The sequence below is a fragment of the Stieleria sedimenti genome, assembly GCF_025060895.1.
Classification (GTDB): domain Bacteria; phylum Planctomycetota; class Planctomycetia; order Pirellulales; family Pirellulaceae; genus Stieleria; species Stieleria sedimenti.
Window position 1 is genome coordinate 1 of the sequence record NZ_JANZKV010000277.1, and the last position, 21,509, is coordinate 21,509.

Genomic DNA, 21,509 nt, shown 5'->3' on the forward strand with positions numbered 1-21,509 from the left:
CGAGAGGACTAAACTGTTACCTGCCCCGGATCATGCTGCCTTCCTTCCCACCCCATCGTTTTGCCCTGTCCCTGATTCCCGAGACAGGAAACGCACGGCGGAACGGAAGCCCCGATTCAAATTCGCTTCAGAAAATTCAATCCGAATCGTCCGTAGTCTTGGCCGTCCACGTCTCCGTCGTCGTCTGAATCAAAACGAGAGTCGTAGCCGTCTTCGGAAGAGGATTTTAGAAAACTCAGGCCAAATCGTCCATAGTCTTGGCCATCGACATCGCGGTCGCCGTCGCTGTCACCGAACAGGCGAAAGAACTCGTCGACGTAGCGGCCGCCGGGTGTGCCATCGAAGTTTCCGTCAAGGCTATTGCCCGCGGCATCCCGCACCGCCCCATCGCGGATCACAAGCCGATAGATCCCGTCCGACAGCGATCCGTACGCGTCGACCAAGGGACCCTGGAACCCGATGGTTGCCCGCGTTCCCTCCGGCAACACTTCGATTTGTGATGTAATCGAAACGCCCATGCCGTCGAGCGTGACGACTTCAAAGGCGCCTTCGTCAATCGTGACCGGCGAGTCAAACGTGACGCTGATCGATCGGACGATACTGTGTTGTCCGCCATCGGTCACCACCGTGCCAGACGTTGGAGCCGTGTTGTCAACGAAGAAGACGTCATGGACCTCGGGGGACGCCTCACCGAGTGGGTTCCCGAGAACATCCTGGATGTCGTGCGTCTCGGAGAGGTCAATCCCGACGATGCCGTCGAAATCGGGAAGGTCACCACCCGATACAGTCAGTTCGAACACGATTTCTCCGGTGCTTTGAACCCCTGCAACGTTTGTCACAAGCGCCGTCGATCCCCCAACGACGACGAAGTCCGAAGCGTCGACCTGGCCGACCTGTTCACTAAACTCGAGTCGGAATTGCAGTGAATCGGCATGGGTCGATTCGTTCAACGGGGCGTGTCGGACGACGCGGTTCAGATCCGGGGCTCCGGGAGTCCGATCAACGATCTGAAAGAACGCGCGGTAGTCGCCGCCAGGACGACCATCACCCGAAGCGACGTCCGCATAGATGGCCCAGTCACCTGATCCGGCAACGTTTGAATCTAAGAACTCGCCATCAAGCTGTTCCCCCGCGGTATCGAGAATCCCCGTGGCGTCCCCGTTCAATTCGACCAAATAAAAACCTTCAGGGAGAGGTGCTGCCGGACGAAACACCGCCGTCAACGTCTGCGGCTGCCACTCAATCGCCCCGTCGGACTCGAGCAGAAATTGGTCATCCGATTCGAAAAAGTTAGCGTCGAAGGAATAGCGAATGCGAAAGTTGTCGGTCGTCAGTGTGTCGGGATCGACGGGATGACTAAAACGCATCTCGATCTGCTGCAGTGAGCCGAGCTGGTGAGCCGTGCCGGGTTGGAAATTTGCGTCGGTGACGGACACTCCGAAAGGCGACACGGTTGGCTGAACCGTCAGCGTCTCGTCCAATGCAATCGACTTTCCGGATTCGTCCACCAGATCTGCAGACAAACGATAGGATCCGGGTTTCAGATACCCCCGCGACATCAACCGGAGGTGCCCCGGTGACTCGACGTGCGAGTAGTCGCGTTGATAGAAGGCGTCCAACGGCACCGTGTAGTCGTCTGCCGTGCCGAACACCTGATCGGTTCCAGAATACGTCAGAACGGCGTCACGTTCATGCGTCAGGGGGATGTCCAGGTGTTCGTTGAACTGCAGGTGAATCACGTGGGTATCGTATTCCGTTTCCACGACGTCAACGCTGTCGAGGTTTGCGGCGGTTGTGTCCGTTCGATCGATGGTAAACGAATACTGCAGCGCGCCGCCCGCGGTCCCGTTACCGCTGATCGATGGAAAATGAAGCCCGGCCGACTCTCCGTCCAACGCGTTGCCGAGCGGATCGGTCAATCCGTCAAGGGTCACGGAATATTCATCGACGGGGAGCAGCTCATCGGCCGTCCAGATAAGAATCTTATTGACGGGATCAAAGGTTGCCCGTCCGGAACGCAGGCCTGAAAGTTCACCGACAACGCGAATGGTCTGCGGCGTCATCGATTCGGGATCAATCGCGTCATTGAGCCAAAAGATCAACTGGCGCGTTTGATCGATAACGTCATCTTGTTCTGGCAAGGCCCTCAACACTCGTGGCCCTGCATCGTCAAACGCTGATTGGGGCGTCACTTTCAAGCGATACTTTCCCTGCGATTGATGTTCCCCGAAAACCTCCAGGGTATAACGGCCCGAGACGCTAAAGGAATGCATCAGGCTCGGGTCAACCGAGGCGATCCCGCTGCCGGAGTCGATCGCCTGCGAGTTCTCTGCGATCACCACGCCTTGCTCGTTCTTGAGAACAAGTCCGGCATCGAGCGAGTATTGATACTCGGCCGCTTCGATATCGAACAGAAAAGTCTCACCCGCTTCCGCTTGCAAGACGAAATGATCGACTTGCTGCGGAGCGTCGATCGAAGCGTGGATGACGGCTCGATCGTTGCGTGGATCGTTCGCCGCGGACGTCAGCAGCCGAACTGAATCGCCTTCGGACTCCGCGATCCAAAGATCGTCCGCCCCGTCGCCATCGGCGTCTTCCACCAGAATCCCCGCTTCATACAGTCCCCCGGGATCAAATTGGATGGCCCGACTGAAACGCCCTTCACCATCATTCAGGTGCACTTCCACGATCGAATGGTTACGAACGGGAACGGCGAGGTCGTCGTGACCATCCCCGTTGAAGTCACCGGTTTCGAGCATAAAGGCCCCGTCGCTTCCGGGAATGGATTCATGCAGGCTAAGATCGCCATTCTCGTCGGCGAGAAACAAGTCGATGGATCCCGTCGTCCGGCTGATGCTGGCGACGTCCGGGAAACGATCGTTGTTCAGGTTCAATGCGACGACATCTTGGGAATCCGACGGCACGACGAATCGTTTTCCGGACTCGAACGTTCCATCGCCGCGTCCCAGCAGAACCGTGACGGCGGCCCCCAAAGCGTCACTGACCAACAGGTCGATGTTGCCGTCATCGTTGACATCAGAGATCTCGATTCCGTTGGATCGGCGACCGCCCGTCGTGAGTGTCTCGCCGGTGGCGAACGTGCCATTGCCGTTGCCGATCAGAAGGGTGACGCTGGCACCGAAATAGTTGACCACCGCCAAGTCGGGATTGCCGTCGCCGTTGAAGTCCGCACTGCGTATCGAGTTCGGCCGATTCCCCGCCGGAAGACTGCCCCCATCGACAAACTGACCATTTTCGCTGCCCAGAAAAATCGAAACGCTGCCGACGGTTTCGTATCGGGTGTGGGCGAGGTCGTCGATTCCGTCGTGGTTGAAGTCGGCAGCCACCAGCGTGTCGGCAAACGTGGCATCGGGGCCGACATTGAGTTGCACGGTCTGAGCGAATGAGCCGTCGGGCGCCGCAAACAGCACGCTGACCGTTCCGTCGCCGCTGTTGGCCGTCGCCAAGTCCCGAAAGCCGTTGCCATCGAAGTCGCCTTTGACGATCGAGTGCGGCTGCTGACCGACAGGCAGCGGAGGGTGCTCGTCCACTTCGTACTTCATCTCGTCGATCAACCGATTCAAGTCAACCGCGGAATCGTCGCCGATTTCATGGCGTTGCTGCGCCCCCGACTGGAGCACCCAATCCGCCTGATCAGCATGGTTGTAGATCACCTCAGTTGCGATGGGCCCGATGTTGAATCCGAACGCCGTTCCCGGATACAACCCTTTCCCAAAGTTCGCCCAAGTCACTTGTTGAAGAGGATCCCGCACGTGATTGAGCGACATCGCATGGCCGACTTCGTGATAGATGTTGCCGGTCGGAAAGCCACGCACCGAATCGGCAAGCGAAGAACCTTCTGCGGTTCGGAATCCGCGATGACCATTTCCAGAGTGTCCGGATCCTTCAAACCCTCCGGTTCCGTGTGGGATGTAGCTGTCACCTTCGGGTGGCAATACCGTGGTCACATCGACATCGTGGCGATCATAGATGGCCTCAAAACCGCCGATCAGAAATGGAATATTTTGAGGATCCTCGAATGCCGTGTCGAACGAACGTCCACGGTGCTCCGCCAACTGTTGATCGAAGTCGAAAAAGAAGAGCGGTACGTCGCGTTGATTGGCAAACATCCCAATCGTCGAACCGCTGACCGCATAGGCACCGAGACCCAATTCGGAGGTGGCTTCGATCAGCAGAAAGTAGCGACCGGGCGTCGAAAGTGCCGGTAGAAGTTGCTGGTCAAAACGCTGCTGATCGGCGTACGCGAGCAACTGACCGTACCCATTGAGCAGCGTCAGACGTCGACCGGCAAGCGCCATGTGGTCATTGGAATTGGTGCGAAAATCAAAGCGAAACGTCTCCAATCCACGCCCCTCTAACGTAATCACATCGACGTCGCCGACCGCTTCCAAAACCGATGCCCTGGTGGTGACCGCTTCGGTGACGTGCCAGACACTCCCATGATCTTGGAGTTCATTCCCGTGCTCCGGCTCAACCATCGCGTCTGCGAAGAGCGAGAGCGACGCGGCGTAAGGAAGGGGAGTGGTGGCGGAATCTGGCGTTTTAAATGTCAGGGAATAGCGTCCGCTTTGTTGGACCGGATGCACCAATCCCAAGCCGTTGGTGTCCGCAGCGACGAGTGTTCCGACGGGATTGTGGAGCGAAACCTCCGGAGCGGCCCCCAGTGGACCGAGGGGATTGTTGGCCAGATCCAGGATCAGTGTTTGGCCGGCGGAAGCTTGAACCGAAAACACGTCGAGATCCGCGGAGTCATCCAGTTCGCCCCGGAGCATCGTCGGCGCAGCGACCTCCGTGGCCTCACTCACCGACTCGTTCGGCTCGATTTCGTCGCGTCCACTAAACGAATCGATGGACACGCTGATCGCGTAATTCGTGCCCGGCAAGTTGAAGCGATTTCCCGCGTGAACACGCAGAAAGTAGTCGCCCGATTTCGGAGCGACAAAAATGCTTTGAAACAAATCCGTCGACTCGATCACGACGCTGCCCGAGGCGTCCAGCAGATCGAATGCGGTAAACGGCTGGCGGTCCCCGCGTGCACTTTCAGAATATCGCGGGTCGATGATCATCGAATCGCCGTGCTGCAGCGATGTGCGAAAGAAGTCGCTATCGGCGGGTGTCGAAAAGGACCCGCTCAAAACTTGTGGTTCGGAAAACACATCGGCCGTAGCCATGTCGTCATTCGGTTCCGACTCCACCACGTTGCCGGCGAGCATCCAGCGTCGCTCGAGCATCTCGGGCACGAGGCGACGCAGCGGTCGTCCGCCCATTGTGCGATGTCGCCCCCTTTTTCCGCCTTGCATCTTCACACTCGTCCATTTGGATCATAAAGCCCGCGACCGCCCCGACGCGAGCCAACTCCCCGGTGGAGAGCCCGATGCGGTCCAACGACCCGCTAAACTTTAGACAATGACACGATGGACTCAAGCAACTGGGGGGATCGATCCACGCAATCCGGCATTTCGAAGTGGCCAAATGTGGCGGTGTGAAGGGATTCCGCCCTACCTGGAGCCTGCTTGCGACCGCGCGGCGTTGGACGATCCTGACGTGACGCGCTGACGGTGGCAAAACAACGAGAGGCAGAACGATGGGAGGCACGGCAAAGTGCCTTAGGCGACTCGTCGGCGTCGCGGATTCGATTTCGCGTGGTCTTGCCGGTCGGTTGCGATGCGGTGCAGTTCACCACGGCGGATGGCGACTTCCTGCGGAGCGTCAATCCCGACGGAAACACGATTTCCCTTGATCGCAGTGATCGTCAGCACGATCTCGTCACCGATTTGAATGCGTTCGTTCTCTTTCCGTGATAACACCAGCATGATTCGTCTCCTCGATGGTTCTGACGTTGAGTGTGCCTACAGCGTCATCGCTGTCGTGTGCTGACTTTCACGGTTGCAACGTTTGTGCCAATCAAGCAAGCCGTCAGGCATCAGGCGCCGAGTCAGGCATTTTGCGGCGACACGTCGTCTTCATGAAGGACCGAAAGGATGATAAGGATGATAAGGATGATGCGGTGCCGGCCGCATGCGTCGCGGGTGCCTATGCTTCTTCTTGGCTGAACCGATAACACCAACGGTCCCCACAGGGTTCCAAATCATATAAGGCGTAGCTGCTCGGGCGGCCCATCGGCTCGACTGGTTCGCTTTCGTCCACGATGTCGCCAAAACGAGCAATTCGCGATGCGCTAATGGGCAGCACCAGTGAAGGCGGCAGATGGTAAATGCGAGCGGGGTCTACGACGTGTCGATAGCCGTCGAGTGGTCCGCCGAGGAACTCGACCCATTCGTCTCCGTCGAGTAACTCCGTCTCAACCGTGGTAAACGCCACGTACCAGTGCTCAATCCACTGGCCGGCCCGCGTCAGAACGTGACCCAAGAAATCCATCGAAGTGACCTCCGCAGTGCGAGAAAAGCCTTACTCCGTCGTCGAATGCATTTTACGTGCCACGCAGCCGACTTGCCAGCTTGTGATGACAGATTGTCGTCATGGTGCCAATTTGTCGTCTGCCAGCGGCAACGGTGAACCACCAACTCACACACTCGCTCTCGCTGACACCTGTTAGACACCTGTTACTGCGATTTGTTCACGATCGTCCAAACCACCAACGCCACTTTCACCCGAAATCACCTACGAAAAATCATTTTCACGATCTGTTCGGCGGATAACGAGTGTTTTGGTCACGCGATTTGCAACGCTGTCCTCTCCCGTGGCTCAGCTCTGACATGGCTCCGACATGTCCGCGAGACGCCCGGGGAAGCCATCGCCCACCCCAAACCGAAGGAGACGTGAAATGACTGGTTTCATCATCATCGAAGTCGACGACGGGTTTACCATTGCCGAAGTCCCCGCAGGTTCCACCCCGGAATCGATCGCCACGCAATTCGGCGGCGTTTTGGTCGAGGGCGGGCCGTACAAGTCGTTCGCCGAAGCATCCGACGTGCTGGCGACGTTGCCGAACCCCTACGAATCCGAACCCCTGTAGTGCTCTGTCGGCCTTCAATTTCCGGGTCAGGTTTTGTCGAGCGGAAAAGGGGTCAGGTACGAATGGCACAGCATTGGTACAGCGGTTGCCACAGCGTCCGCCGCCGCTGGCGTTGTGCGAAATTGACGGCGGCTCCGGAGCGGCAAGGCGTTGTTGATCATCGCCGAAGATGTCGAAGGTGAAGCACTCGCAACCCTGGTGGTCAACCGCTTGCGTGGAACGTTTGTCGCTGCGGCCGTGAAGGCTCCCGACTACGGCGAACTTTCACATTTCCCGAGGGCAGATGCTGCTCGCCCCTTGACTGGTGATTCGGACGTGTGATCATGAACTCTGAGTTCATCCTTTCTTAGTACCCGCGAACATGACATCGCGCCGATCCAGCCGTGCTTTCGACTTACGCCAGACGCTTGTCTGGGCGTGCCTCGTCGGCTTTGGTTTCGGCATCGTTGCTTCGCCCCGCGCCGCCCGTCTCGACCGGGAAGACCGACAGTCGCAATTGGTTGGCAGCGTTCTGGATCAGGCCGCGTTGCCGGGTGAATCGATCGGCCAATTCGATCGAGAGGGTTCCAAACCGGGGCAACCGAATGCGGCGTGTGCCCTCGTTCCGGTTCGTGGTTTTGACAGATTGCCGCTCGAAAACGATTCGCTTCTGCGATCCGGCGAGGCTTGGCACGGACGAACGTCTCTCACCGCGCTCGGAGTTCGTTTGCAGATTTAGACGCGGGGCGATGTTTCATTGTCCCTGAAATTTTCTGCAAACTGAACCCGTCTCAGACTCGGCTGCCGGATTGAACCGCGCAACCGGTCTGCCTGGAGATCGCAATGTCCAAGCCCAATACTCTGCCCAATACACTTTCGCGTGCCATCACCGCAGCCGTCGATGCTGCCCATCAACCTGACTCCGCCGCCACACGGCTCGACGGCGGCGACCTGCCAAGGTCCGTTTTCAACCAGATCAGGAGTGGCAACTACGCCAATGCCTGCCACTCGTTACGCACACTTCCCCCCAACCAGATCCATCGAATTTGTTTGGGGGTGTGCGCGATGCGAACGGGGAAAATCGACGAAGCCATCCAGATCTTCCGTTGCCTGTCGCTCAATCCCGGTACCACCGTCGTTCGCGGTGACGCCGATGACGTGCTGCTGATCAATTATGCGACCGCATTGCTGTTGGGAAACTTGCCCAGCGGAGCGCTCGACGTGCTGGGGGAACTGAAAGACCGCGACGCGCCGGCAGCCGCTGAAATCCGGTCGGCTATCGACCGCTGGGCCCGCGGCCTTTCGTTTTGGCGACGATTGGACTGGAAGCTCAATCACATCGAACCGCCGAATCGCGTGGTACCGATTGACTTCGCCCCCGGAATCTTCCCGATCGCGATCCCGCCATCGCCCCCGCGCCCGGTGGCAGGAATATCTTCGGCACCGCACGCTCAGGACCAGATCACCGCAACTGATCGTTAGAAAGATGGGCGACCACGTCATCCTGTGCCACCCACCGAACCTGCCGGCAACATCTGATTGCAGCTGGCATTTGGCATCATTCGTGGTTCACTTCGTCAGGACGAGCTTGCCTTGGCGGGTGCTTTGCAGTCGGTAGAGCTTGCCTTCGTATTCAATCCAAACCTCGTCGCCGCAACGCGCGAGATCTGAAAAACGCACGATCTTGCGGAGCGAATTGTCGAGATTCATTCCCGCTATTTCCGACAGATTGGCGTTCAGATCGTCGCTGGAATGGGAAGACATGGGTACGCCGAATTGGGGGAGACTCACCACAAAAACACCATGTTGCGAGTGGGTCTCAATAAGAAACCCGCTCTCAGCAATTTTGTCAACATCCGTTGTGAAAACATTTGTGGCGGCAATTTTCCGGTCCAATCGTGTCCACCCCCAAGACGCGAAGGGATTTGCAGCCAGAGGTGGGCTTTCAAAACGAAATTTCAGCGGCTATCCTCTGTTTTGTTGAGACCTGTTCTCAATAGCTTTCAAAGGTAGCTAGCCAGGCACAGCGACGCCGCGATCGGTCGTCTGAATCGACGAGTTCGCACGGCAGTCGCTGATCGACCCAGCGAGCAAGAACGAAGCTTCGATCCCCCGTCGCACTGGGCGACGTGTGGGCGATTGTTCTACTTGCATCGAGAGGTCAATGCTGTGCGTTGGTGTCAGTTCATTTTCTTGGCGGTCTCCATCGGCTGTGGTCCGATCGGCACCGCGCCGGTTGCGTTTGCAGCCATCTTTACTCCCGGCGATTCGGTGCCGGAGGTCAGCGGCGAGGTGTTCACGTGGTCTGAATCGGCCGCGGGCAGCAGCTTTGCATTCTGGGACAGCTTCGCCGATTTCCCGGGCGGGTCGACACCCGGATTCCTGCCCGCGGGGACGTCGCCGACCGCGAACGAGAGTTTTGGCGATGGCGGACCGATCAGTTCGCTAACCTTCGAATCCAACCAATCATTGGCCTCAAGCGGCAACGCGTATGGTGGTCTGTTCGGGCCTGGCGACAGTTCGAGTTTCTTGACCCAAGCGTACACGACGGTCCGCTCGGGAACCTCCGGCGGCGGATTCACGCGGATCGTGGCGCAGTTTGAAACGTTGGGATCGGAGCTGGACTACTCGTCGATCTTGCTGAGTGCCTCCGCGGCCACCGCCGGCACGATCGCACCGAGTTTCGTGATTGAAACCGCACGTGATTCGTTGGGCGGGACCTTTGGCGGTGAAGGCGTCAGCTATCTCGCACTGTGGGATTTGGATTCGTCGCAGCCCGAGTATCGGTTCGATTTCAATGCCCAATCCACCAGCATGTCGCTCGATCAGTTTCGAATCGACACATTCACCCAAAACACGCCGTTCATCACGCCGTCGGCGGTGCCGGAACCGGGTGGCGTGACGCTGTTGGGAATCGTCGCCGGCGGATTGGTGCTTCGGCGCCGACGTCGGGTAGGAATTCGAAGATCGCGGCCATCGGTTGCCCGTGCACCCCAACGATTGCCGCGAACCTCGCGCAACGCGTTCACGCTGGTCGAATTGTTGGTGGTGATCGCGATCATCGGGATCCTGGTCGGTCTGTTGTTGCCCGGTGTGCAAGCGGCACGCGAAGCGGCGCGGCGGATGTCGTGCAGCAACAATTTAAAGCAGATCGGGTTAGCGATGCACAACTACGACAATGTTCACGGAGCACTGCCGCCGAGTGCGTTGGGGATTCGTGTCGGTGGGACGAGTCGACGGCCGATCCACCGCGGCGGGCTGACGGCATTCGTTTCCATTTTGCCATTCGTCGAACAAGACGCGCTGTTCGCCCGATTTGATCTGAACGCCGATGCTTGGGCACCGGAGAACGAGGAGCCGGCCAAGCAGACACCGGAAGTGTATTTGTGCCCGTCGATGTCGTTGCCCGACAGCGGCGGAACGCCCAACGGTTATTCAAGCTATGCGATTTCCACGGGAACGAAAAAGTACCGCAATCAACTTCACAACGGTGCGATCGTCGATGCGATGAATGTGTTTCAAAGCGAGCGGGTCATGGCGGGAATCCCCGAAGCCTCATCGTGGCTGTCCTGGGTGGACGTCGATGACATCTCCAACGCCGATGGAACGTCCAATACGTTGTTAGCCGGTGAGTTTGGCGTCCAGGTTCGTGAGACGTCGTCGTTGCCGTTCCCCTACCCGGGATCCGGCGGCCAAAGTGCGGGCGAATGGGCGATCAGCTACCCGTATCATTCCAGCGCCTCGACGTTCGGCAGTTTCAACGCCAATCAAATCTCGCTATTCGACATCCCATCCTACGAATCGTTTCGCGGTCCCCATGCGGCCGGCGTTCAGTTTGTGTTGAGCGACGGCAGCGTGCGATTTTTGACCGAGTCGGTCGATGCGGTGACGTTGCATCGATTGACCAGTCGCAACGATGGCGAAATCGTGGACAGGGCACCGTGGTGATGGACATGTTGACGAAGTCGGATTGCAAGATCAACGGTGCCGATCGATTACCGTTCGCCACGGCATTGGTTCTTGCCATGATCCTGCTGACCACCGGATGCAACTCTCCGCCGCAGCCGAACGTCACGGCCACCGGAACGGTGCACGTTGCCGGCGAACCTCTGTCGGGGGCTGTCATCACGCTGGAACCGATGCGACAAACGACGGGACCGAATGCATCGGCGCCGGTGTTTGATGGCCGGTTCGAGGTGCCCGCCAGCGCCGGACTGCACGGCGGGACCTACCGCGTTCGCGTGGCGATGATCCCCACCGAATTGCTCGTCAAACTTCCCAGCGAGCAAGCGGCGTCGTTGCCACCGGCTGGTGCCGTGATCGATCCATCGTTCGATGCCGAGAGCCAACTGAGTTGCGACTTGAAGCCCGATCAGCCGAACGCGTTGGCGTTTGCGGTCGAGTTTTTGAAATGATGATTGGGCGCATGAATTGCACCTTCGGCTACCAAGCCGTTTCGTTCGGAATTGACAATCTGGACACCTCTCCCACTTAAACCAAACAAACAAAATTGAGATCAAAATGAAATCTTTCCTTTCGTTTCAAGTCACTGGTGCCTGTCGCGTCGTCGCGTTTGCTGTCTGCTTGTTCAGCGCGTCAGCCGCCCGGGCGCACATGCCTTGGTTGGCGACCGATGATGACGGGCATGCCGTGTTGTGGTTCGGCGAATCGCCGGCGGATCGGACGTACCACCTGCCGGGCCCGATCGCCGCGATCGAGCTTTCCAGCGGCGCGACGGCCATCGCGACGACGGCGATCGACAGCGAGTCGTTGATCGGACTGCGCAGCAAAAATCCAATCGATCCGACGCGTGAGATGACTGGCAGCGTAACCTATGGGCTGTATCATGACACGAAGTTGACCTATCACGTCGAACACTTGCCCCACTCGGATCCCAACGATTGGCCGGACGAACCGCGATCCGACGCGCCGTTGCAGTCGATCATGATGGCATCGACTGGCGGAGGCGTCCAGGTAACGGTGTTGCGAGACGGCAAGCCGGCGGAAGGACTGCAAGTGAAGCTGTATTGTGAAGACGGCCACGAAGAAGCGTCGGGTGAGACGGACATTGCGGGGATCGTGGTGTTTCAAAAGCAAGTCTTGGAACCGGGATTGAACGCGATCGTAGTGGGGGTGACCGACGAGCAGGCGAGTGGGACGCTCGATGGAAAGCGATACGGCAGCACGACCGATTATTTGACGGCGACCTTTCGAATTCCCGGCAAGTCGTCTTCATCCGAACCGAAACCCCGACCCCATCGCGAACCCCAACGACCGGTCATGGAAACTGATAGCAGCGTTTCGATCGGTCCCGCCGCATTGCCCGATCTGCCCGAGGAACTGACCAGTTTCGGCGCGGCGATCGCAGACCAGACGCTTTACGTCTACGGCGGTCACACCGGCGACGCCCATTCGTACTCGACCGCAGAGCAATCCGATCGGTTCTGGAGTTTGGATCTGTCGGCGGGCAAATCGGGGCAGTGGAAATCATTGCCCGGCGGACCGTCGCTGCAAGGGTTGGCGTTGGTCGCGTCTCGGAACCGACTGATTCGCATCGGCGGATTCACAGCCGTCAATGAACTCGGCGAAGAACAGGACCTGCGCTCGCAAGCGTCCGTCGCCAGCTACGATCCCGCAACGAACGCATGGACGGATCTGCCGGCGCTTCCCGAAGCCCGTTCGTCGCTGGACGCCGCGGTCCTCGGAGATCGCGTGTATGTGTTCGGTGGTTGGAAGCTGGATGGAAAGAGCACGGAGAGCCAATGGCATCAAACCGCGTGGTCGTTGGACCTCAGTGATCCTGCGGCGACATGGCAACCGGTGGCCACGCCGCCGTTCAAGCGACGTGCGATCAGCGTCGCGGCTCACGACGGCAAACTCTACGTCATCGGCGGCATGAATTCTGGTGGTAAGCCGACCACACGCGTGGACGTCTATGATCCGAAAGAGGAATCGTGGAGTCAGGGGCCGTCATTGCCCGGACGCGGCATGATGGGTTTCGGGGCGGCGTCCTTTGCGGCGGGAAAAACCCTCTACGTCAGCACGATGGACGGAAAGCTGCACCGGCTCTCCAGCGACGGACAGCGTTGGGAAACGATTGCCAAGAGTGATCGGGCTCGATTCTTTCACCGCATGTTGCCGACCGGCGATGGTGCGTTGTTGATGGTCGGCGGTGCAGACATGGAGATCGGAAAGTTCACACAGATTGACCGGATTGAGATCGGCGATTGAATGTCACTCTGCATCGTTGGGAGTGTGGACGCCTTCGCTAAGGATGACCGCGGGGGCGATGAAGGACAGGCCTTGGGTGTTGGTGGTGTCGACCATCACGGTTTCGACCACCGGTTGGGTAACCTTCGTCCCGGCCTGCCACTCGACGATGAAACTGGCGCCGGCACCGCCCAACTTGTCATCTCGGGCGATCACGAATTCCGTCGCCGCGAGTGGCCCCAGACGCAGCGGTTTGTTTAGCAGCGAGCGTAGTTCCTTGCCGGCGGTGTCAAAGTATCGGACTGACGTGATGGCGATTTCGTTGGCGGCGTCGGTGTTACGGATGTTTAGTGTCACCGTGAGCGGATACGGCTCGCCCTTTTGGTGATAGACATGCGAATAGGCGGGCACGTAAAGCCGTTGCCCTTCGACCGGATGCCAGGGCAACGCGTCGACTTCCATCCGCGCTTCGTCGCGCAGGCTGGGCGTTTGATAGGGAATGCTGCCGGCGATCGAACGCAGTCGAAACTCAACAAAAATGACGATCAGCACGATCGGCACGACGACCAACAGAAAGATCAACAACTTAATCTGTCGGGAGATCTTCTCGGCTTGTTCCTCGGTCATTCGATTCGACACGTCACTTGCCTGGTTGTGGTTTCTCATCGTCACTACCCATTCCTTGAAGGTAGCGGCAACGGGCGGTCGATTCAATTGGGGAAATCTCTAGCGGTCATTTCCCTGCCCCTGACGGTTCGAGAGAGCCGAATCGCTCACGGGTGACGCGGTAAAACAGTTTGCCTCATCCCCAGAATCTGTGGGTGCACAGCAATTTTTAATTGGCTGAGAAGCAACTCGCTTGCCCGTGCCATTCGGGTCACGCCCCTCTATTCAATCGAGACAAAGCACTATCGCCCCTTGGCGGTCGGCTGCCGCACTAGGCCGACGAAGCGTTTTCTGCCAAGACCTCAGCCTCGTCACTCGTTGGCTTCGGCTCGGCTTGGGGCTCGGGAGTAACGTCGGCTACGGTTTGCGTTTTCTGAGCAAACCGTCGCAGCAAGACATAGAACACCGGCGTCAAGAACAGCCCGAACAAGGTCACGCCCAGCATGCCGCTGAACACGGCGGTTCCCAACACGCGTCGCATTTCGAAACCGGCTCCCGTTGCGACCAACAGCGGCACCACGCCCAAGATGAAGGAAAACGCGGTCATCAAAATGGGACGCAGTCGCAAACGGCAAGCTGCGATGGCGGCGTCGAAGCGGTTTTTCCCGGCGTCCTCTTCCGCTTTGGCAAATTCGACGATCAGAATCGCGTTCTTGCATGCCAACCCGATCAAGACGATGAATCCGATTTGGGTCAGCACGTTGTTGTCCATGCCTCGGAACCAGACTCCGATCAACGCGAACAACAAGCACAGCGGAACGATCAAGATGATCGCCAGCGGCAATAACCAGCTCTCGTACTGGGCCGCCAATGCCAGGAAGACGAACAGCACGGCCAACGGAAACAGGAAAACGATTGTGTTGCCGGCTTGCTTTTCTTGAAAGGCGATCTCGGTCCACTCGTAGCCAAAACCGGGAGGCAGGTTTTGTTCCGCCAGCGATTCCATGGTCGCGAGTGATTGGCCCGTGCTGAAACCCTGTACCGTCGTGCCGTTGAGGTCGGCCGACGGAAACAGATTGAAACGCACCAAACGATCCGGTCCGGCGGTTCGCTGGACATCGACGACCGACCCCAGCGAAACGCTCGCGCCGCGGGCACTGCGGGTACGAATCTTGACGATGTCGCTGGCGTCGTCACGGAACTCCGGCTCCGCTTGTGCGGTCACCCGATAAGTGCGCCCCAGAAAGTTGAAATCGTTGACGTAAACCGATCCCAAATAGATCTGCAACGCGTCGAACACGTTGCTGACCGGAACGTCCAGCATCTGAGCCTTCGTTCGATCAACGTCCGCGTACACCTGTGGCACGTTGGGACGCAAATTGGTGAACACCTGCGTCACGCCGGCTTGTGCATTTGCCGCCGCCAGCATGCTCCCGGTGACCTGATTGAGCGCATCGATTCCGGCCCCGCTACGATCCTGGACATACATCTTAAAACCGCCACCGCGACCGATGCCACGAATCGGCGGTGGCGGAATGATCAGAATCTGAGCCTCGTTGATTTCGGAGACACCACGCCGCATGTCGGAGACGATTGCCTGGACGCTTCGCCCTCGTTCGGCGCGTTCCTTCGCATCTTCCAACGGCAAGAACGTCACTGCGGCGTTCGGTTTGATCGTGAACGTTGCTCCGGAAAGGCCGGCGATCCCGACGGCATGCTTGACCCCGTCGATGCCTTTGCCGATTTCTGCGACGCGGCGCACCACAGCATCGGTGCGTGAGAGCGCCGCACCGTCGGGCAGGTTGATGGCAACAATCACATAGCCTTGGTCTTGATCGGGAATAAATCCGGTCGGCACCAAGCCGAAACTCAGGCCCGTGAAAACGAGCAGCACTCCGTAAAGCACCATGGCGATACCGCTCTTTTTGACCAGTCGACCGATGATGCCGGCGTAGACGTTGCTGGAAAAGTCAAAGGTCCGATTGAACAGCCGAAAGAACCAACCGAACAGGAAATCGACCACTCGGCCGATGCGATTTTTCGGTGCGTCTTTGGGTTTGAGCAAGATCGCGCACAATGCGGGGCTGAGTGTCAACGAAACGAAGGTCGAAATCGCCGTCGAGATGGAAATGGTCAGCGCGAACTGTTGGTAGAACTGTCCACTGATCCCCGGCACGAACACGGTCGGCACAAACACGGCGATCAACACCAGCGTGGTGGCGATCAACGCCGAACCGACTTCGTCCATCGCCTTGTGCGTCGCTTCGCGCGCCGTCAGCCCCTCGGCGATCAAGCGTTCGACGTTTTCGACCACCACAATCGCGTCGTCGACCACGATCCCGATGGCCAACACCAATCCGAACAACGACAACGTGTTCAAGGTCACGCCGAGAAACTGCATGATGGCGAATGTCCCGATCAACGAGATCGGAATGGCGATCACGGGAATAATCGTGGGCCGCCAGCCGTGCAAGAATAGAAACACGGTCAACACCACAAACAACGTGGTGATGAACAGTGTTTGAAAGACCTCGCTGATCGACTCTTCGACATAGTCGGTCGGGTTGTAAGCGATCTTGTAGTCGATCCCCTGGGGAAACTCCTTGCTCATCGCCGCCATCGTCTGCTTGACTTGGGCAGCCGTGTCGACCGCATTGGTGCCCGGACGCTGATAGACGAGAACGGCGATCGCGGATTTTCCGTCCAGATAGCTGAGACGCGAATAGTCTTGGGCCCCCAGTTCGATCCGTGCGACGTCGCGCAGGCGTGTGACACGGCCGTCGGTGCCGCGTTTCACGATGATTTCGCCAAATTCTTCTTCGCGGATCAAGCGGCCTTGCGTCGTGACGTTCAATTGAAAATCACCCGCATCGTCGATCGGCGGCTGTCCGATCACTCCGGCGGCGACTTGCACGTTCTGGCTGCGGATCGCCTCGACCACTTCACCGGCCGTCAAATCAACGTGGGTCATCTTTTCGATATCCAGCCACACGCGCATCGCGTATTCGTTCCCGCCGGCGATCCGAATTTCTCCGACGCCGTCCAGCCGCATCAATGCATCACGGACCCGCAGAAACGCGTAGTTACTGATGTAGAGTTGGTCACGGCTGTTGTCGGGCGAGTTGAGGTGGACGACCATCAACATGTCGGGGATCTGCTTGGTGGTCGTGACCCCGATCTGGCGGACTTGCTCGGGCAAACGTGATTCGGCGATCGCCACACGGTTCTGCACCAACACTTGAGCGTCGTCCAAGTCCGTCCCGAGCTTGAACGTGACGGTCAACTGCATCGTGCCGTCGGAACTGGAAGACGATTCCATGTACAACATGTCGTCCACACCGTTCATCTCTTGTTCGATGGGCGTGGCGACGGTGTCGGCGATGACCTGCGGTGTGGCACCGGGGTAGGACGCCCGCACCAGCACGGTGGGCGGTGCGACGCTGGGATACTGTGAAACGGGCAACGAGAAATAAACGATTCCGCCGACCAGCACGATCAAGAACGACAGCACGGCCGCAAAGATCGGTCGCTCGATAAAGAAGTGGGGGAATTTCATGAGTGTCGTTCCCCGTTGGAGGCGTTAGACGTCGAAATGCAACGTGCCATCTGATGGGATTCGCAGGTTGGACGCTTACGCCACGCGGTTTCTGGCAATGGATCGGGGACGGGAGAAATCCATTCGCTTTCGGGAACCGGTTCGTAATCATCCGGCAACCCGTCTTCGACGACTTCGATCGTTCCGTCGACCGTCTGGACCTTTTGATCCGGCCGGGATTGCAGCAAGCCTTCGATCACCAAGGATTCATCGCCTTGAAGCCCTTCGCGTATGACCCTCAACCCATCGACGATCGGCCCCGGTTTGATGGGGCGACGCTGGATCGTTTCATCGACGACGACATACACGTATTGGGACGATTGGTCCGTTCCGATCGCCGAGTCGGGAATCAAGACGGCTTCGCGGGAGGCGCTGCCGGGGATACGCACGCGGGCGAACATGCCGGGCAGCAAGAGTTGATCGTCATTGGGGAACACGCATCGGGCTCGCATGCTGGCCGTATCGATGTCGAATCGATTGTCGACGAAGTCCATGTGTCCGCGGTGTGGAAATCCGTCCTCGTCGACCAGTCCGATGAAGGCCGGGTTTTTGACCACGCGGGAACTTTCCCGTTCCCCGGATTTTGCCAACCGCATGTACTTCAACACGTCTTGTTCGCTGGCGTCGAACACGCAGTAGATCGGTTGCATCGAGGTGATCGTGGTCAGCAGAGAAGACGTGTTCGTCCCACCGGCGATCAAGTTGCCTTCGGTGACGGCCTGACGGCTGATCCGCCCGGTCACCGGAGCGCGAATGCGCGTGTATTGAAGGTTCAATTCCGCGGTTTCAACGCCCGCTTTGGCCAATTCGATTTGAGCGTGGGCGGTCGCGATCGCGGCCTCGGCGGAACTGACGGCCGCTTTGGCGCCTTCGATGTCCGCTTTGGCCTGTAAGAATTCAGCTTCTCGTTCGTCGACTTCCTCTTGGGAGGAAGCGCTTTGTTGATTCAAAACCTTGGCGCGCTTGTAGCGCAGATCGGCGAGATTCAATTGCGCGTCGGATTGCAACGCCCGCGCGTCGGCTTCATCGCGTTTCGCCATCGCTTGTTTCAAACCCGATTGCGACTGTTGTAAGGTTGCCTTGGCGGCATTCAGTTCCGCTTCGAAGGGCCGGGGATCGATGACGAACAACAGGTCTCCTTCGTTGACGACCTGTCCTTCATCGAAATGAACCGATTGCAAATAACCCCCGACACGAGCGCGCACCTCGACCAAGTCGACCGCTTCCAATCGGCCGGTGTAGGCGTCCCATTCGACGATTTGCTTGACAACCGGTTTGGCGACCGTGACGGAGGGGACCGGCATCTGCGGCGGCCCCGAGGGGGCTTGATTGCAGCCGGGTGACAACAACAACAGTGCACCGGCACACACGGTGGAACCGAGTACTGTTCCACGAATTATCCTCTTCACGCCGTTTCCTCAGAATGAAGTGATGCTGACTTTTTTCGCCCGAACAAGGCGTGGTCGACCGAGAATAATCCTGGCCCGGTCAGCGCCAGGGAAATGTAAACCAGCAGATACACTGCAGCCAGTTCTTTGATCTTCCACGGATCGGCCGCATGAACGACAAACAGCGCGACGATCATCGTGAACGCCAACGGCAGCGACGCCAATCGGCTGGCGAACCCGACGATCAACAGCAGCGAGCAACCGACTTCGGCGCCGATCGCCATCACCAGGCTCAACCTGCTTCCCATGCCGATCGGATCTGGAAAACTGTCAGCCATTGTGCTGAAACCGTTCAGCTTTGCCAGCCCGTGGACCAACATGAAACAGCCGATGCCGACTCGCAGTGCCAGTAAACCTGCGGAGATTGTTTTCTCGTGATTCAAATTCAACATGGTTTGGTACGATTCCTCATCGATTTTTGCCAGAGCTCGTCGACTTCGTGATTGGGACAAAGCCCCGGCAGTCGCCGCGCTGGGCTTCAACGGGTAATAACCCTAGGACAGGCGAATACCTTTCTAGAAAAAAGATGATTCGTGAAATAAACAGGATGTTTGGCGGATTCATCCGGCACCTGAACATTCCCTTTGCACGCTCACGTCGCCGCATTGGCGGGGTAAATTCTTATGGGCGGTCAATCGCGCATCGCCACCCGGCTTGGTCCACGTTCGGCACCCGTGTCGATTCGATGTGGGTGGTGTCCGATGCCGTTTGTAGTTGTCCTTCAATTCGAATCGCTACGCCATGAGCAATCTTCAACAGTTTCTCGCATCAAAATCCTACGCCGTCGCGGGGGCTTCTACACGCCGGGAGAAGTACGGCAACAAGGTGTTCCGGGCGTTGTTAACGTCCGGGCGCGACGCGTATCCGCTGAATCCGGCCCAACAGGAGATTGAGGGGCATCGGGCGTTTGCGTCGATCGCCGATCTGCCGCTGGTCCCCGAAGCCCTGTCGATCATCACGCCACCGGCCGTCACTCGCAAGGTGGTCGCGGACGCGATTGCAGCCGGAGTGCAACACATTTGGATGCAGCCGGGTGCCGAAGACGAACAGGCCAGCGAGTCCGCCCGCGCTGCCGGCATCAATGTGATCGATGACGGAAGTTGTCTGTTGGTGCTGTTGGCCAGAATCTAAAATCTCGCCGCTCGATCAATCCTTCAGCCCCTCTTCGGCGACCTTGAGTTTTTCCAGCAGACGTTCTCTTCGCGCGATCAGCTGTTCCACCGAGGGCCCCGGGGCATCGGTCTTTTCTTGCTTGCGTGCAATGATTTCACCATCGGTCAGCTGGATCGACGTGCGGAGTTCCTCGACCGTCGCCGCGTCTTCCGCTTTGTCAAACGCGACGTCTTCTGCGGAAGGCGTCTTTCCCGGCTGTCGGGCAACCACCTTGAGCGTCGGCTGGGGGATGAACCGTTTGTCTTCGGGAATCGGGCGGGTGTTCATGAACGACGGCGAAACGATCTCGATGTCGGCGGCGTGCAAGGCGTCGAGCGCCGCTTCATTCAGACGAGAGCGCGACGAGATCAGGCTCTTGACGTCTTCGAGTAAACCGGCGACACGATAGGTGATGGAATAATCGCCGAGCCCGCGGATTTGAACGAAACCGTCTTTCAGTCCGGCGTTGGTGGCTGCCTCCGTCAGGACTCGAAAAACGTCTTGTTGTGGGACATCGTATCCCAGTGAAATGTCGGACTTGATGATCGTGCCCGAAGCACGTACCACGCGGATCGGATGCGTGACCATGTACAGGTTGGGCACGGTGACAAGGTCTCGCAATTCCGTTTGGACTTCGGTGTGCAGCAGTCCCATCTCGGTGATCCGGCCGGTCAAGTCGGCCACCGTGATGAAATCGCCGGGGCGGGCACTCTTTACGGCCTTCAACATGATGCCGGCCATGATGTTGCCGATGAAGGTCGCCGAAGATAATGCGATCGCGGCACTGAGCAAGATGCCGATCAGGCTGAGCAGTTGCCCACGCGTTTCGACCGTCACCGGCAGGGCAAGGATGATCAACAACAGGCCGGCAAACGTCAACAACAGCATGATCAGCTGAAAACGAAACTGCGCATCTGGATTGTCTTCCCATCGTCGTTTCAGGATTCGATCGACCAGCACCAAGCCGACCAGGACGACGGCGATGGTGCCGAGCAACGGCAGGATACTGGACGCGTCGGCAAGGTATTGATCGAGAAGTTCCATCTTGTGGTGGTCCAAGCGGGAATGGGGTCAGGCTGCGACTTGCGGAGCGATGAAGTCTACCGTGCTTGCCATTGCGGCGCGTGGAAACCAACTCGGCGGCGGCCCCGTCGCCCGCCGAATGTCTCGCGGGAGCGCTCGCCCGACGGCGCCACGCGGTTGATCACACATTGTCATCAAATTGATCTCCCGGCAGACGCCTGCCCCACCGCCTCCATTCTCGTTCGGACGGCTTGATTGGCCGGATCAACGCCGATTCCGCGACGTTGTCAGGCAACCGTGCTGTTTCTGGCACTCCCTGTGCAGCTTCATTCAAAGTCGGAGCTGACTTCGGTGCGTTCCCGGATACGGGAATCTAACAACCGAGGCGGGCAATGGGCATCGCCCCCGGCTTGGAGGCCGTGCGATTTACGAAGCAACCCACCTGGCAGGTGGGTCGCACGCAGCGAGCGGGCTGTCGATTTAAGCCCAATACCGCTAA

The 21,509-nt window shown here is 58.4% G+C and carries 17 protein-coding genes and 1 pseudogene; 8 read left to right on the forward strand and 10 right to left on the reverse strand.

Annotated features, from left to right (window positions below; all coding sequences use genetic code 11):
• Positions 1-116 precede the first annotated feature (116 nt).
• The 3 genes from NZK35_RS29730 to NZK35_RS29740 all read right to left on the reverse strand — a co-directional run bounded on the left by NZK35_RS29730 (position 117) and on the right by NZK35_RS29740 (position 6,399).
• On the reverse strand, positions 117-5,288 hold the full coding sequence (locus tag NZK35_RS29730) for an FG-GAP-like repeat-containing protein (RefSeq protein ID WP_259636169.1): 5,172 nt from the start codon (positions 5,286-5,288) through the stop codon (positions 117-119).
• Positions 5,289-5,627: 339 nt separating this feature from the next.
• The gene (locus tag NZK35_RS29735; protein WP_259636170.1) at positions 5,628-5,834 is read right to left on the reverse strand and encodes a carbon storage regulator; all 207 of its coding nucleotides are present in this window, start codon (positions 5,832-5,834) and stop codon (positions 5,628-5,630) included.
• A gap of 220 nt (positions 5,835-6,054) precedes the next feature.
• Positions 6,055-6,399 carry a hypothetical protein gene (locus NZK35_RS29740; RefSeq protein WP_259636171.1) on the reverse strand — a complete coding sequence of 115 codons (345 nt, stop codon included), beginning with the start codon at positions 6,397-6,399 and terminating at the stop codon, positions 6,055-6,057.
• A gap of 406 nt (positions 6,400-6,805) precedes the next feature.
• On the opposite strand from NZK35_RS29740, the gene NZK35_RS29745 reads away from it, so the two are divergent.
• Both NZK35_RS29745 and NZK35_RS29750 read left to right on the forward strand, forming a co-directional pair.
• Positions 6,806-6,997, forward strand: a complete 192-nt coding sequence (locus NZK35_RS29745) for a hypothetical protein (protein WP_259636172.1) — start codon at positions 6,806-6,808, stop codon at positions 6,995-6,997.
• A gap of 153 nt (positions 6,998-7,150) precedes the next feature.
• The gene (locus tag NZK35_RS29750; protein ID WP_259636173.1) at positions 7,151-7,318 is read left to right on the forward strand and encodes a hypothetical protein; all 168 of its coding nucleotides are present in this window, start codon (positions 7,151-7,153) and stop codon (positions 7,316-7,318) included.
• A gap of 73 nt (positions 7,319-7,391) precedes the next feature.
• Here the strand turns inward: NZK35_RS29750 and NZK35_RS29755 are convergent, their stop codons facing one another.
• Positions 7,392-7,670: a hypothetical protein gene (locus NZK35_RS29755; RefSeq protein WP_259636174.1), complete on the reverse strand. Its 279-nt coding sequence runs from the start codon at positions 7,668-7,670 to the stop codon at positions 7,392-7,394.
• Between the two features lie 149 nt (positions 7,671-7,819).
• Here NZK35_RS29755 and NZK35_RS29760 point away from each other — a divergent pair, with 149 nt between their 5' ends.
• A complete protein-coding gene (locus NZK35_RS29760) occupies positions 7,820-8,458 on the forward strand; it encodes a tetratricopeptide repeat protein (protein ID WP_259636175.1) in 639 nt (212 codons plus the stop codon).
• Positions 8,459-8,545: 87 nt separating this feature from the next.
• Here NZK35_RS29760 and hemP read toward each other — a convergent pair whose 3' ends face one another.
• Positions 8,546-8,872 (reverse strand): hemin uptake protein HemP, encoded by a 327-nt coding sequence (gene hemP / locus NZK35_RS29765; RefSeq protein ID WP_259636176.1) that lies wholly within the window; start codon positions 8,870-8,872, stop codon positions 8,546-8,548.
• 918 nt (positions 8,873-9,790) lie between these two features.
• Between hemP and NZK35_RS35020 the strand changes: the two are divergent.
• From NZK35_RS35020 to NZK35_RS29780, 4 genes and pseudogenes are all read left to right on the forward strand, one after another.
• Positions 9,791-9,919: pseudogene (locus NZK35_RS35020) on the forward strand (PEP-CTERM sorting domain-containing protein); the annotation flags it as partial.
• 57 nt (positions 9,920-9,976) lie between these two features.
• The gene (locus NZK35_RS35025) at positions 9,977-10,924 is read left to right on the forward strand and encodes a DUF1559 family PulG-like putative transporter (RefSeq protein WP_407699850.1); all 948 of its coding nucleotides are present in this window, start codon (positions 9,977-9,979) and stop codon (positions 10,922-10,924) included.
• A 5-nt stretch (positions 10,925-10,929) separates the two neighbouring features.
• The gene (locus NZK35_RS29775) at positions 10,930-11,391 is read left to right on the forward strand and encodes a carboxypeptidase-like regulatory domain-containing protein (RefSeq protein ID WP_259636178.1); all 462 of its coding nucleotides are present in this window, start codon (positions 10,930-10,932) and stop codon (positions 11,389-11,391) included.
• 106 nt (positions 11,392-11,497) lie between these two features.
• Positions 11,498-13,207, forward strand: a complete 1,710-nt coding sequence (locus NZK35_RS29780; RefSeq protein WP_259636179.1) for a Kelch repeat-containing protein — start codon at positions 11,498-11,500, stop codon at positions 13,205-13,207.
• A 3-nt stretch (positions 13,208-13,210) separates the two neighbouring features.
• Here NZK35_RS29780 and NZK35_RS29785 read toward each other — a convergent pair whose 3' ends face one another.
• From NZK35_RS29785 to NZK35_RS29800, 4 genes are all read right to left on the reverse strand, one after another.
• On the reverse strand, positions 13,211-13,852 hold the full coding sequence (locus NZK35_RS29785) for a DUF3124 domain-containing protein (protein ID WP_259636180.1): 642 nt from the start codon (positions 13,850-13,852) through the stop codon (positions 13,211-13,213).
• Positions 13,853-14,123: 271 nt separating this feature from the next.
• The gene (locus tag NZK35_RS29790; protein ID WP_259636181.1) at positions 14,124-17,348 is read right to left on the reverse strand and encodes an efflux RND transporter permease subunit; all 3,225 of its coding nucleotides are present in this window, start codon (positions 17,346-17,348) and stop codon (positions 14,124-14,126) included.
• Positions 17,345-18,691, reverse strand: coding sequence for an efflux RND transporter periplasmic adaptor subunit (locus NZK35_RS29795; RefSeq protein WP_259636185.1), 1,347 nt, complete (start codon positions 18,689-18,691; stop codon positions 17,345-17,347). The genes NZK35_RS29790 and NZK35_RS29795 overlap by 4 nt, the downstream gene beginning before the upstream one ends.
• 101 nt (positions 18,692-18,792) lie before the next feature.
• Positions 18,793-19,227: a DoxX family protein gene (locus NZK35_RS29800; protein WP_259636182.1), complete on the reverse strand. Its 435-nt coding sequence runs from the start codon at positions 19,225-19,227 to the stop codon at positions 18,793-18,795.
• Between the two features lie 349 nt (positions 19,228-19,576).
• Between NZK35_RS29800 and NZK35_RS29805 the strand changes: the two genes are divergently transcribed.
• Complete coding sequence (locus NZK35_RS29805; protein ID WP_259636183.1) at positions 19,577-19,966, forward strand: CoA-binding protein; 390 nt, start codon at positions 19,577-19,579, stop codon at positions 19,964-19,966.
• A gap of 15 nt (positions 19,967-19,981) precedes the next feature.
• On the opposite strand, the gene NZK35_RS29810 is transcribed toward NZK35_RS29805, so the two are convergent.
• Entirely contained in the window at positions 19,982-21,031 is a 1,050-nt protein-coding gene (locus tag NZK35_RS29810; protein WP_259636184.1) for a mechanosensitive ion channel family protein, read from the reverse strand.
• Positions 21,032-21,509: the final 478 nt, after the last annotated feature.